General features: G+C 68.0%; 12 protein-coding genes and 2 rRNA genes (1 of these 14 running past the window's edge). 11 read left to right on the top strand and 3 right to left on the bottom strand.

Annotation, left to right across the window (positions count from 1 at the left end):
* From FEF34_RS16040 to FEF34_RS15995, 10 genes are all read left to right on the top strand, one after another.
* A 23S ribosomal RNA gene (locus FEF34_RS16040) occupies window positions 1-1372 on the top strand (it extends 1746 nt beyond the left edge of the window).
* A gap of 88 nt (window positions 1373-1460) precedes the next feature.
* A 5S ribosomal RNA gene (gene rrf, locus FEF34_RS16035) occupies window positions 1461-1577 on the top strand.
* 101 nt (window positions 1578-1678) lie between these two features.
* Window positions 1679-2323, top strand: a complete 645-nt coding sequence (locus FEF34_RS16030; RefSeq protein WP_138053803.1) for an HAD family hydrolase — start codon at window positions 1679-1681, stop codon at window positions 2321-2323.
* Between the two features lie 43 nt (window positions 2324-2366).
* Window positions 2367-3608: an MFS transporter gene (locus tag FEF34_RS16025; RefSeq protein ID WP_138053802.1), complete on the top strand. Its 1242-nt coding sequence runs from the start codon at window positions 2367-2369 to the stop codon at window positions 3606-3608.
* Window positions 3559-4734 (top strand): acetoin utilization protein AcuC, encoded by a 1176-nt coding sequence (locus FEF34_RS16020; protein WP_138053801.1) that lies wholly within the window; start codon window positions 3559-3561, stop codon window positions 4732-4734. Before FEF34_RS16025 ends, FEF34_RS16020 begins: the two co-directional genes overlap by 50 nt.
* A 107-nt stretch (window positions 4735-4841) precedes the next feature.
* Window positions 4842-5657: a phosphatase gene (locus FEF34_RS16015; protein WP_138053800.1), complete on the top strand. Its 816-nt coding sequence runs from the start codon at window positions 4842-4844 to the stop codon at window positions 5655-5657.
* Window positions 5658-5784: 127 nt separating this feature from the next.
* Window positions 5785-5994 (top strand): helix-turn-helix domain-containing protein, encoded by a 210-nt coding sequence (locus FEF34_RS16010; RefSeq protein ID WP_158687078.1) that lies wholly within the window; start codon window positions 5785-5787, stop codon window positions 5992-5994.
* 110 nt (window positions 5995-6104) lie between these two features.
* Window positions 6105-6203, top strand: a complete 99-nt coding sequence (locus FEF34_RS16005; protein WP_003948845.1) for a 30S ribosomal protein bS22 — start codon at window positions 6105-6107, stop codon at window positions 6201-6203.
* A gap of 185 nt (window positions 6204-6388) precedes the next feature.
* The gene (locus FEF34_RS16000) at window positions 6389-7444 is read left to right on the top strand and encodes an NAD-dependent epimerase/dehydratase family protein (protein WP_138053799.1); all 1056 of its coding nucleotides are present in this window, start codon (window positions 6389-6391) and stop codon (window positions 7442-7444) included.
* A 15-nt stretch (window positions 7445-7459) separates the two neighbouring features.
* Window positions 7460-8557 (top strand): lysophospholipid acyltransferase family protein, encoded by a 1098-nt coding sequence (locus FEF34_RS15995; RefSeq protein ID WP_138053798.1) that lies wholly within the window; start codon window positions 7460-7462, stop codon window positions 8555-8557.
* A 111-nt stretch (window positions 8558-8668) separates the two neighbouring features.
* Here the strand turns inward: FEF34_RS15995 and FEF34_RS15990 are convergent, their stop codons facing one another.
* From FEF34_RS15990 to FEF34_RS15980, 3 genes are all read right to left on the bottom strand, one after another.
* Window positions 8669-9868, bottom strand: coding sequence for a DUF5667 domain-containing protein (locus FEF34_RS15990; RefSeq protein WP_138053797.1), 1200 nt, complete (start codon window positions 9866-9868; stop codon window positions 8669-8671).
* 293 nt (window positions 9869-10161) lie between these two features.
* Window positions 10162-10998, bottom strand: coding sequence for an ECF subfamily RNA polymerase sigma factor, BldN family (locus tag FEF34_RS15985; RefSeq protein WP_138053796.1), 837 nt, complete (start codon window positions 10996-10998; stop codon window positions 10162-10164).
* Between the two features lie 463 nt (window positions 10999-11461).
* On the bottom strand, window positions 11462-12409 hold the full coding sequence (locus FEF34_RS15980; protein WP_138053795.1) for an HAD family hydrolase: 948 nt from the start codon (window positions 12407-12409) through the stop codon (window positions 11462-11464).
* A gap of 127 nt (window positions 12410-12536) precedes the next feature.
* On the opposite strand from FEF34_RS15980, the gene FEF34_RS15975 reads away from it, so the two are divergent.
* Window positions 12537-12812, top strand: coding sequence for a glutaredoxin family protein (locus FEF34_RS15975; RefSeq protein WP_138053794.1), 276 nt, complete (start codon window positions 12537-12539; stop codon window positions 12810-12812).
* Window positions 12813-13037 lie beyond the last annotated feature (225 nt).

The raw sequence follows: 13037 nt of genomic DNA, 5'->3' as shown, positions 1-13037 counted from the left end.
GATTGTGGTGAAGTGGATGATCCTATGCTGTCGAGAAAAGCCTCTAGCGAGTTTCATGGCGGCCCGTACCCTAAACCGACTCAGGTGGTCAGGTAGAGAATACCGAGGCGTTCGGGTGAACTATGGTTAAGGAACTCGGCAAAATGCCCCCGTAACTTCGGGAGAAGGGGGGCCACGCCTGGTGATGGGATGTACTCCTTGAGCTGGGGGTGGCCGCAGAGACCAGCGAGAAGCGACTGTTTACTAAAAACACAGGTCCGTGCGAAGCCGTAAGGCGATGTATACGGACTGACGCCTGCCCGGTGCTGGAACGTTAAGGGGACCGGTTAGCTCCATTTCGGTGGGGCGAAGCTGAGAACTTAAGCGCCAGTAAACGGCGGTGGTAACTATAACCATCCTAAGGTAGCGAAATTCCTTGTCGGGTAAGTTCCGACCTGCACGAATGGCGTAACGACTTCTCGACTGTCTCAACCATAGGCCCGGTGAAATTGCACTACGAGTAAAGATGCTCGTTTCGCGCAGCAGGACGGAAAGACCCCGGGACCTTTACTACAGTTTGATATTGGTGTTCGGTTCGGCTTGTGTAGGATAGGTGGGAGACTGTGAAGCTTGGACGCCAGTTCAGGTGGAGTCGTCGTTGAAATACCACTCTGGTCGTGCTGGATGTCTAACCTGGGTCCGTGATCCGGATCAGGGACAGTGTCTGATGGGTAGTTTAACTGGGGCGGTTGCCTCCCAAAGGGTAACGGAGGCGCCCAAAGGTTCCCTCAGCCTGGTTGGCAATCAGGTGTTGAGTGTAAGTGCACAAGGGAGCTTGACTGTGAGACCGACGGGTCGAGCAGGGACGAAAGTCGGGACTAGTGATCCGGCGGTGGCTTGTGGAAGCGCCGTCGCTCAACGGATAAAAGGTACCCCGGGGATAACAGGCTGATCTTCCCCAAGAGTCCATATCGACGGGATGGTTTGGCACCTCGATGTCGGCTCGTCGCATCCTGGGGCTGGAGTCGGTCCCAAGGGTTGGGCTGTTCGCCCATTAAAGCGGTACGCGAGCTGGGTTTAGAACGTCGTGAGACAGTTCGGTCCCTATCCGCTGTGCGCGTAGGAGTCTTGAGAAGGGCTGTCCCTAGTACGAGAGGACCGGGACGGACGAACCTCTGGTGTGCCAGTTGTCCTGCCAAGGGCATGGCTGGTTGGCTACGTTCGGGAGGGATAACCGCTGAAAGCATCTAAGCGGGAAGCCTGCTTCGAGATGAGGACTCCCACCCACTTGATGGGGTAAGGCTCCCAGTAGACGACTGGGTTGATAGGCCGGATATGGAAGCCAGGTGACTGGTGGAGTTGACCGGTACTAATAGGCCGAGGGCTTGTCCTCAGTTGCTCGCGTCCACTGTGTTAGTTCTGAAGTAACGAACATGCCGAGACCACTGTGTGGTCGGCCGGGTTCGATATCTTCATAGTGTTTCGGTGGTCATAGCGTTAGGGAAACGCCCGGTTACATTCCGAACCCGGAAGCTAAGCCTTTCAGCGCCGATGGTACTGCAGGGGGGACCCTGTGGGAGAGTAGGACACCGCCGAACAAGTTTTGGGCCTCAACTCCCGAGTGTGAACTCGGGGGTTGGGGCTTTTTTGCGTTCCCCCGTTTCCTGGCCGCGTCCTCGGTTTCCATATGCTGGAGGGCATGCGCTATGACCTTGTGATCTTCGACAATGACGGTGTCCTTGTGGACAGCGAGCCCCTGTCGAACACGGTCCTCGCCGAGTACCTCACCGAGTTGGGACATCCCACTTCCTACGCGGAATCCGTGCGCGACTACATGGGCGCCGCCGTGCACCGGGTGCATGACCTCGTCCTGGAGCGGACCGGGAAGCGGCTTCCCGACGACTTCGACGAGACGCTGCACGCCCGCGTGTTCGCTGCCTTCGAGCGTGAGTTGACGCCCGTCGCAGGGGCCGTCGAGGTACTGGGCAAGCTCACGGCCGACGGAATGCCGTACTGTGTCGCGTCCTCCGGGAGCCACGAACGCATCCGGGTCGGGCACCGCAAGACGGGGCTGGACACCTGGTTCCGCGCGGAGAACGTCTTCAGCGCCCAGGACGTGGGCCGCGGAAAGCCGGCACCGGATCTGTTCCTCCACGCCGCGGAGCGGATGGGCGTCGCACCCGCGCGATGCGTCGTGGTCGAGGACAGCCCCTTCGGAGTCACCGCGGCCCTGGCGGCGGGGATGGACGTGTACGGCTTCACCGCGATGACGCCGGCCGCGAGGCTCGCAGGGGCGCGTGGTTTCTTCGCCGACATGGCCGAGCTCCACGGAATGCTCGCCTGATCCGTCTACCCATGGGTAGTTGAGCGCCCTACGCTGTGCGGCCATGACGGACGCGCGGTTGCGGCACGGTCGGGCCTCGTTGGCGCTGAGTTTCTTCGTGCAGGGCGTGGCCTTCGCTCTCCTGGTGACGCGGATACCGGCCATCCAGGACCGCTACGGGATATCCGATGGACTGCTGCCGGTCTTCCTGGCGGCCGTGCCGATCCTCGCCGGGGCCGGCAGTGTGGCGACCGAGAAGATCGTCGCGCGCCGTCCGCCGGGAGCGGTACTGCGTTGGTCGCAGCCGGTCGTGCTGCTCTCCCTGCTGGCAGTGGGCGCCGGCAGCAGGGTGTGGCAGGTTGTCCTGGCACTGGGAGTGTTCGGGCTCGCCGTCGGCGCACTGGACGCCTCGATGAACATGCTCGGCGTCAGCCTGCAGCAGTCGTACGGCCGCAGCATCATGCTCGGCTTCCACGCCGCTTACAGCTTCGGGGGAATTCTCGGTGCCTCCCTCGCCTGGGCGGCTGCCCACTGGGACCTGCCGCTCGTGGTGTCGTACCTGCCGGTGGTCCTCGTGCTGCTGCCCGCAGCGCTGCTCGGGAGCCGGTGGTACGTGGACACCCCCGGTCCGGCGTTCGGAAACCGCTCGGCGGATGTGGAGGGCGTTGGAGCCGCCTTGCCGTTCAGGCTGCTCCTGCCGCTGTGCATGGTGATGGCCTTCGCGTACATCGGGGATTCCACCGTGTCGAATTGGAGCGCGAAGTACCTCCAGGACGTGTTGGGGAGTTCGGAGGAGCTGGCGACGGTCCCGTACAACGCCTACATGGTGACCACGCTGTTCGGGCGGACCGTGGGAGATCTCGGGGTCCGGCGGTTCGGGGCAGCGGCGGTCGTGCGGTGCGGGACGGTCCTGGCCGCGGCCGGCTTCGCCGTGGTGGCGGCGGCGCCCGGACCGTGGGCGGGTCTCGCCGGTTTCACGCTGCTCGGTCTGGGCCTGTGCGTGATCGTGCCGCAGACGTTCGCCGCGGCGGGCCGGCGCGCTGTCGCGCACGGCGGCCCCGGGGGGAGCAACGCGGCTGTCGCACGGCTCAACGTCTTCAACTACGTGGGGTTCCTGATCGGGGCACCGTTGGTCGGAGGACTGGGGGACGCGTGGAACTACCGGGGAGCGATGCTCGTCCCGATGGTGTTGGTGCTCGTGACGTTGCTGTACGCCAGGTCGTTCGAGCCGGAGCCCGACCGATACGGTGTCGACCATGAGCGGCCGCGCACTGTTGATGTGGGACGAAGCGGTAACGAAGTATGACTTCGGGGCCAGTCATCCGATGGATCCGGTACGGCTCGCGCTGACCATGGGGTTGGTACGAGCCTACGGGCTGGACCGCGAAGTGGACGTGGTGGCGGGCAAGCCCGCCGGCGAATCCACGCTGCGGCTCGTCCACCGCGAGGACTATGTGGCGGCCGTGCGGTCCGCGTCCGGGAATCCGGGTGCCGCTGACCCGTCGTACGGGCTGGGCACGACGGACGACCCGGCCTTCGAGGGCATGCACGAGGTGTCCGCGCTGATCGCGGGCCAGTCGGTTGGGGCGGCCGAGGCGGTGTGGCGGGGCGAGGCCCCGCACGCCGTGAACTTCGCCGGCGGGCTGCACCACGCCATGCCGGGTGCCGCCTCGGGCTTCTGCATCTACAACGACGCCTCGCTGGCGATCGCGCGCCTGCTGGAACTGGGGGCCGAGCGGGTCGCGTACGTCGATGTCGACGTGCATCACGGCGACGGTGTGCAGGCGGCCTTCTGGGACGACCCGAGGGTGCTGACGATCTCTCTGCACGAGCACCCCAGGATGCTCTTCCCGGGCACGGGATGGCCGGAGGAGACGGGCGGCCCGGGGGAGGCCGAGGGCTCCTCGGTGAACGTGGCCCTGCCCGCGGGGACCGGGGACGAGGGATGGCTGCGCGCGTTCCACGCCGTCGTACCCGAACTACTGGCGGACTTCCGGCCGCAGGCCCTCGTGACGCAGCACGGTGCGGATACGCACTTCGAGGACCCGCTGGCGCATCTTGCGGTGTCGCTGGACGCCCAGCGGCTGGTGCAGGAGGCCTGCCACGCGCTCGCCCACGAGCACGTGGAGGACGGGCGCTGGGTGGCCCTCGGCGGAGGCGGATACGCGGTCGTGGACGTCGTACCGAGGTCCTGGACCCATCTCGTCGGGATCGCGGCCCATGCCCCCGTGGACCCGGAGTCGTTGATCCCGTCCTCGTGGCGCGACGAGGCCTACGCGCGGACACGACAGTTGGGGCCCGGGCGGATGACGGACGGGCGGACTCCGACGTGGCGGTCCTGGGAGGACGGCTACGACCCGGCGGACCGGCTGGACCAGGCGGTGCTCGCGACCCGGAGGGCGGTCTTCCCGCTGCGGGGCCTGCTGCCCTGACCGGTGGGCGCGCGGCCGCGGAGGGCCATTCGTGGCCGTTACGCCGGCTGTGGGCATCTGCCCGGTTTCCGGGGTGCGGTGCCGGGTGCTGCGGGACCATCGTCGTTGTGTTGAGCAGAGGGGCGCTGCGGGCGCATCTGTTGGCGGCGCGGCTGGCCGGCCCCGTGGCGACGTCCCGGGAGCGGAGCCTGCGGAGCTACCGGCTGTTCGCGGCGCGGGATCCCAGGGCCACGCTCGGGCTCGATCCCGAACGGGGCTGGAGCGAGCGGGACCTGATCAGGTTGATGGCGGACAGGTGCGGGGTCTCCGGGGACCCGGCGCATGTTTCCGGTCAGGACGTCATCGACCCGGAGCGCACGTTGAGCGGGCTCGACGCGTTCGCCGGGCGGTTGGCGGCGGTCGCGGAACGGTGCGGGAGCGTGCTGTTCGGGACCGGGCATCCGCACCGGCTGCTTGGGTTCTACGCCTCGCTGGCAGACGCCCTGTCGGCGGCGGGCTGTCTCGTTCTCACACCCGCGCAGGGGCGATGTGTCGACATAACGACCCGGTTCGGTGTACGCACGCACACCATCGACTACGTACGGGGAGTCGCGATGGTGCGGGAGCCCGGAGCGTGTGAGCCGGGGAGTGCGACCGGCGTGCACACCCATTCACCTCTGCCGGTACGGGCGGCGCTGGAGGGTGTCGCGGAGTCCGGGGACCCTCTGCCGGAGTTGGTCGTCGGCGACCACGGCTGGGTCTGCGGCGCAGGTCAGCTCGGTTTCGAGACCATCGGTCTGGCGGACACGGACGATCCGGCGCTGTTCGTCGGCGAGGCCGAGGGGTATGTCTCCGTCGTCGTGCCCCTCGATGACGCTGTGCGGTCCGATTACTACCAGCCGCTTACTCGCTATGTACTCAATCGAGCGTGTCTGTCACAGTAAACGGCCGATGGCTGCTCCTCTTCCCCACTCGCACCACCCGCCCCTACTCTGGGAGTGAGCGCACAGCGACGAAGAGTCACCGGAGGGGAAGCCGGTGTGCGTCGTGTGCGGAAGGTACAGGTGGGTCATGGCTGCTGGCGAAAGGCCTCTCAACGAGGTCAAGTTCCTGACCGTGGCGGAAGTCGCCTCGGTGATGCGCGTGTCGAAGATGACCGTGTACCGCTTGGTACACAGCGGTCATCTGCCGGCGATCCGGGTGGGCAGGTCCTTCCGGGTCCCGGAGCAAGCGGTTCACGAGTACCTCCGGGAATCCTTTGTGGGGGTCGAATCGGCCTGAGATGTCCCTCGGATTACAAGCTCGGAGCTCGGGCCGGTAGGCTAGGCCGACGTAGGTCGTGTGGGCCCAGACGCCCCGCACCGAGTGAAGAGAAGTGAGCGAGGGTAGTCGTGGGCTCTGTTATCAAGAAGCGGCGCAAGCGGATGGCGAAGAAGAAGCACCGCAAGCTGCTCAAGCGCACGCGCGTTCAGCGTCGCAACAAGAAGTAAGCGGCAGCTGTCCGCACACGTCGTGGCCCCTTCCACCTGCGCGGTGGAGGGGCCACGGTGCTTTTCCGGCCGCCCGTGTCGTGCGTTGGGATCAAAGAGCCGCGAAGAAGGCCCTGCGGTCATCACAGCGCAACGTCAACCCGCTACGGTGACGCATAGCCAGGACCGAACGGAAGGCGCTGATCTTGGGCAAGGTCGTGCTTGTCACCGGTGTGGCCCGGCAACTCGGGGGCCGCTTCGTACGCCGCATCCAGCGGGACCCCGAAGTGGCACGGGTGGTGGGCGTCGACGCGGTGACTCCCGAGCACCGTCTCGGCGGAGCCGATTTCGTACGGGCCGACATCCGGCAGCCCGCCATAGCGCGCGTCCTTGCCGAGCACGACGTGGACACCGTGGTCCATCTCGACGTCACGGGCACACCGCTCGGGTCCGGGGGCCGTACGGCGGTCAAGGAGACCAACGTCATCGGCACCATGCAGCTGCTCGGTGCGTGCCAGAAGTCGCCGACCGTCCGGCGCCTGGTCGTCAAGTCCAGTACGAGCGTGTACGGCTCCGCCTCGCGTGACCCGGCCGTCTTCACCGAGACCACGCCCCCCAAGTCCCTGCCGAGCGGTGGCTTCGCCAAGGACGCGGTCGAGGTCGAGGGGTACGTACGCGGCTTCGCGCGCCGCAGGCCGGATGTGGCGGTGTGCGTGCTGCGCTTCGCCAACATCCTCGGACCGCGTGCCGATTCGCCGCTGGCGGACTACTTCTCGCTGCCCGTCATGCCGACCGTCCTGGGCTACGACCCCCGGCTGCAGTTCGTCCACGAGGACGACGTCGTCGACGTGCTGCGGATCGCCTCCCACGAGCCCCGCCGCGGCACGCTGAACAGCGGCACGTTCAACATCGCGGGCGACGGCGTGCTGCTGCTGTCGCAGTGCTCGCGGAGACTCGGCCGGCCCACGGTACCGGTGCTGCTGCCGGCCGTGACCTGGGTCGGTTCGGCGCTGCGGACGGTCGGCATCACCGACTTCTCGCCGGAGCAGATCCGGCTCCTCACGCACGGCCGGGTGGTCAGCACCGTGCAGATGCGCGAGACACTGGGCTTCGACCCCGTCTACACGACCGCGGAGACGTTCGCGGACTTCGCGCGCAGCCGCGGGCCCGGCCTGCTGCCGCCGGAGGCCCTGGCAAGGGCGGTCGACAAGGTCGCCGCGCTGTCGACGGCAGGTGGCGCCACCCCTCAGAGCGCCGGATAAGGAGCGCGAGCAACGATGGCGGACGCCAAGGTCATTCCGTTCGACGACGACCGGTCGCGCAACGGCGCACCTCAGCGGTCGGTGCGGCGCCGCGCCGGATCGGGCCGGCGGAAATCCGTGGCCGAGTCGGCGCGTGATATCCCGGTCGGTTCCGTGCCCGGGCAGCTGGGTGGGGAGCGGGCGGTGCCGAGGAACGCCTCGGTCGGTGGCGGTACGGGCGCGCCCGGGCAGTCCGCGCGGCCGCCGCGCGGTTCCGGGGCTGTCGGCGCCGACATCGGCTGGGACCAGCGCATCGCGGGCGGACTGGCGTTTCTGCGCCGCCGGCTCACCGGTGACTACGACGTCGACGAGTTCGGCTACGACGAGGAACTCACCGACCAGGTGCTGATGTCGTTGCTGCGACCGCTGTACGCGAAGTACTTCCGGGTCGAGGTGAAGGGCATCGAGAACATTCCCTCGGACGGCGGGGCGCTGGTCGTGGCCAACCACTCGGGGACGCTGCCGCTGGACGGGCTGATGATGCAGGTCGCCGTTCACGACAACCACCCGGCCGGGAGGCATCTGCGGCTGCTCGCCGCGGACCTCGTCTTCGTGCTGCCGGTGATAAACGAACTGGCGCGCAAGGCCGGGCACACATTGGCGTGCACGGAGGACGCGGAACGCCTGCTGCAGGGCGGCGAGGTCGTCGGGGTGATGCCGGAGGGCTTCAAGGGCATCGGCAAGCCCTTCAGCGAGCGCTACAAGCTCCAGCGCTTCGGGCGGGGCGGTTTCGTCTCGACGGCGCTTCGGGCGGGCGTGCCGATCGTGCCCTGCTCGATCGTCGGGGCCGAGGAGATCTATCCGATGATCGGCAACGCGAAAACGCTCGCGCGGTTGCTGGGGTTCCCGTATTTCCCGATCACTCCGACATTCCCGTGGCTCGGGCCGCTGGGCGCGATGCCGCTGCCGACGAAGTGGACGATTCAGTTCGGGGAACCGATTCCGACGGACGGCTATCCGCCGGAGGCGGCGGAGGACCCGATGCTGATGTTCAATCTCACCGACCAGGTGCGGGAGCAGATCCAGCACACGCTGTACAAGCTGCTGGTTCAGCGGCGGTCCGTCTTCTTCTGATCGACTGCCCGCCGGTTGCCCTGTCGGCCCCCGACGAAAGGGCGGGGCCGGATACGCGTTGAGCGTATCCGGCCCCGCCCTTTGCCTTTCACCGGCTTCCGGGCCGACGGGCTACGGACTGTCCTCGGTGTCGAGGCCCAGGCCGGGCAGCAGCCCCGGCAGCAACGGCGGGATCGTCACGTCCGGCACGGGCGCAGCCGGGTCCGAGAGTCCGCCGGACGGTGACGGTGAGGCGCTGTTCTGCGGGGGGTTGAGCAGCCCGCCCGTGTTGCCCCCGATCAGCTGGTCGTCCTCCACCGCGCCCGATCCGGACGGCTGCGGCAGCTGGTCGGCGGTCGAGCTGCCGACGGACGGCAGGGAGGGCGCCGACGGGTACGTCTCCGAGGAGCTCGAGGAGTCCTGCGGGGACGATCCGGGCCGACTGGAACCCCGCCGCTCCCCCTCTGGGGCACGGGGCAACAGCGACCGGAGCGGACCGACCTCCTGGTCTATGGCGTCGAAGACCGAACTCACCTCGTCGCCGACGTCCGTGAGCTGGGCGGGCAGCCTGCCCCGCAGCCCGTTCCACACGTCGCGGTGGCTGGTCGCGAAGGAGGAAAGGGTGGCGATGGGGCCCAGCGAGCCGTCCCGCTCGTACGCCTGGTGCAGCAGCCGGTGACCTTCGGAGGCGTCGTGGCGCATGCCGCTGAGGGTGCGTCTGACCTCGTTCACCGACTCGGTGTCCAGCTCGCCCGCACGCCCGCGCTCCATGAGGCGACGGACCTCGTTCAGCCGGGTCGAGGCCTGGTCGAGGTAGAGCCCGCCGCGGTCCGCGTCGTCGTCGGCCATACCGAGTCTCAGATCCTCCATGCCCCGTTTCAGCCCGTAGAGGGAGTCACCGGGGAGGGCGTCCGAGCTGGCGGCCGCCACACCGCCGAAGGCGCCGGCGGCCACCCCTACGGTCAGTCCGCCGGCCGCGAGGCCCTTGGCCCACCGGGAGCGCGGACGGAGTTTCCGGAGCGGGGAGGCCCGATGGGCACCGCGGCGGGAGCTCCGCTGCTCCGGAACGGTAGGGCTCCTGGACGCGGAGCCCTCCGCGAACATGGCTTCCATGGCGGCCACGAGCTGGGCTCGCTGCACCACTTTGACATCGGGATCCAACTCCGGCTTCGGCAGCTCGCCGAGGCCGTTCGCCAAGGCCAACAGCTGCCCCTGTTCGGCCGGCTCGGCCGAACTCTCGGGCTGCTCGGCCGCCGTGCCCCGGAGCGTCTGGTTCTCCAGGTCCTGGGCGAAGGCGTTCGCCCGCCGGTGCGCCGAAACGTTCGCGATCACTGGCGGCACCTCCTCTCGTCATGACGGTCGACTCCCCGGGGGGTCCGGAAGGTTGCACGACTTGAGCACATCCACACGAAGGAGTGAGTGGTTGCACGCAAGACGTGACCGCAGGGAGCCTGCATTGCGCACAACGAGCGGCTCGGCAGTTGGGTTACGCGCGGAGGATGATCGGACCAGTGCGTCATCAAGTGCTCACGGATGGTGAGTTGAGGGTGGACGGGCCGGGACGGGCGCATGGGTGGGGAGGGTGCCGGTGCTGCTGTGGGGGACGCCGCGCTTCGGGCGCGGCTTCAGCGGGCGTCGTCGGGCAGGAGCCGTGCCAGGGTGCGCACGGCCCGGTACTGAAGGGTCTTGATCGCGCCCTCGTTCTTGCCCATCACGCGGGCGGTCTCGGCGACGGAGAGGCCCTGGAGGAAGCGGAGGGTGACGCACTCCTGCTGCTGAGGATTGAGCTTGCGGACCGCTTCGAGCAGCGCGGCGTTGGAGAGTGACTCCAGTACCGACTCCTCGGGGCTGCGCTCCACCTCGTTGGCGTCGAGCATCTCGCCGGTGGTCACTTCCAGCCGGAATCGGCTCGACTTGAAGTGGTCGGCGACCAGGTTGCGGGCGATCGTGACCAGCCATGCGCCGAAGTCGCGGCCCTGCCAGGTGAAAGTGGAGATGCGACGCAGGGCGCGGAGGAAGGTCTCGCTGGTGAGGTCCTCCGCCGTCGCCTTTCCGCCGACCCGGTAGTAGATGTAGCGGTAGACGGTGTCGCTGTACTGGTCGTAGAGCCGGCCGAAGGCCTCGGCCTCGCCCGCCTGGGCGCGTTCGACCAGTTCCATCATCCGCGCGCTGTCGCTGTCGGCACTCGGCCGGCGGGCGGTGGTCGAGGTGGCGGCGTGCCGGCCGCCTCGTCTGCCGGCCTCGCGCTCGCCCGATCGCGCGTCGACCGCACCGCTGCGGGCCGGCACCTTCTCGATGCGGTCGGCCAGGGCGTAGCAGGGACCGGCAGGGCCGAGGGCGGCAGGGCTCGCGGCGAAGGCGGGGACGGCGTACGCGGTGGGGACGAAGCCGCGCAGGTGGTCGAGGACCACTGCGCGGAGCGTAGCCAGGCCCGAGGCGTCAACCCCGACGTGTGGGTACACGGGACTCCCAGAGGCAGAGCTTCCATCACGTGCTGTGCGGGACCGTTCACTCGTCGTGGCGACGTGTGGGGGTCCATGTGCGTCTGAGGAGAATAACGCTTCGTACAGGCAGTGCTACACCCAGTTGCCCAAATCATCGAATCCGTCGCTTCTGTTACGGCAAGGCGGCACAACCAGTCGCAGATTGTGATCGCTTGCTGATCGGATTACTTCGCCTTCTATGGAGAGGCGTGATGGGTTGTGTTCGTCCGGAAGCATCGCGACTGGCGGGCGGCGTGGAGGGGTATGGCTCCCGGAATGCCGCGTAACGCCTGCTGTGCGTCGTCGCGGGACATGCCGGTACCGAGCGTTCGTGGCCGCGGCGGAGGGCCCGAACACGGGCGGTCGGATCCGTAACGCGGGCACTGATACGCAGAGTGGCGGTGGGGGAGCCCGGTCGCCCGCGTCTCCGGTGCCGCCCGGGTCAGCGCCGGCGGCGGTGCAGGGCGACGGCCGCCGCCGTACCACCCGCGAGGGCGCCGACTCCCGCCGCGGCCGGGATGCCGACCTTCGCCGCCTTGCGGCCCGTGCGGTAGTCGCGCAGCCGCCAGTCGCGCTCACGGGCGTGCTTGCGCAGTTTCGTGTCCGGGTTGATGGCGTACGGGTGTCCCACGAGGGAGAGCATCGGGATGTCGTTGTGCGAGTCGCTGTAGGCCGCACAGCGGGCGAGGTCGAGGTTCTCGGCGCTCGCGAGGGCCCGCACCGCCTCGGCCTTGGCCGGGCCGTGCAGCGGCTCGCCGACGAGCTTGCCCGTATAGACGCCGTCGACGGACTCGGCGACCGTGCCGAGTGCGCCGGTCAGTCCGAGCCGGCGGGCGATGATCGTCGCGGTCTCCACCGGCGCGGCGGTGACCAGCCACACCTTCTGGCCCGCGTCGAGATGGGCCTGGGCGAGGGCACGGGTGCCCGGCCAGATGCGGTCGGCCATGTACTCGTCGTAGATCTCCTCGCCGATCGACATCAGTTCGGAGACCCGGTGGCCCTTGACGATGGACAGCGCCGACTCGCGCACGTCCTGCATGTGCTCGGGGTCCTCGACGCCGGCGATCCGGAACCACGTCTGCTGCCAGGCGAACCTCGCCAGCTCCCGGCGCTGGAAGAACTTCCGCTTGTACAGCCCGCGGCCGAAGTGGAAGATCGCGGCGCCCTGCATGACGGTGTTGTCCAGGTCGAAGAACGCGGCGGCGCTGACGTCCCCGGCCACGGGGAAGTCGGGCTCGGACGGTGCGGTGTCCGCGTCGGTCCCGGCCCGGGCGTCCGCCTCGAACTGCTGTGACGTCTTGCGTGCTGCCTCGGCAGCGGCCTCGCCGGCGAGAACGCTCCGGGCGGTCGAGGAGCGCCTGCGGGGGGTGAGCCATCCCAGTGCGGCCATGTCGTGAGCATAGCCAGTCCGTTCGGCAGTTCCCGACTCGCCGGGATGCGAAGGCGTGAACTCTCCGCGGCCGGATTGTTAAAGGGGCCATTCGGGCGTGTCGCGCGCGGGCGAGAGAATGGAGGGCATGAGTCCTCTGCTGCGGCGTAGCAAGAAGAAGGCCGGCGACCGTGTGGTGACCCTGATCGGGAAGCCCGGGTGTCATCTCTGTGACGACGCGCGGTCCGTGATCCGGCAGGTGTGCGCCGAGACGGGTGCGTCCTGGGAGGAGAAGGACATCACCCAGGACGAGGAACTGCACCGCGCCTACTGGGAGCAGATCCCCGTGGTGCTCGTGGATGGGGAGCAGCACACGTTCTGGCGCGTGGACGCCGGCCGGCTCCGCCGCGAACTGGGGGTGTGACCGGAAAGGCGGCTACCATCGTGGGCGTTTTGTTGTGGTCTCGGGGGCGTGGCCGTGAGGAGTGTGTATCGCTTTGCCCTCTTCGGATTCGCAACGGGTGCCGGTCGTCCCCGGTTCCGGAATGGCGCGATCGGCTCGCGTGACCCCGGTCACTTTGCACGGACAAAGCGGACACCATCTTTGTGCACGCGTTCACAAAGACATAGCCTGCTTTCGACGGGGCGG

The sequence above is a fragment of the Streptomyces marianii genome, assembly GCF_005795905.1.
Taxonomy (GTDB): Bacteria; Actinomycetota; Actinomycetes; order Streptomycetales; family Streptomycetaceae; genus Streptomyces; species Streptomyces marianii.
Note: the sequence above shows the minus strand (reverse complement) of the source record. Positions and strands in the feature narration are given on the sequence as shown.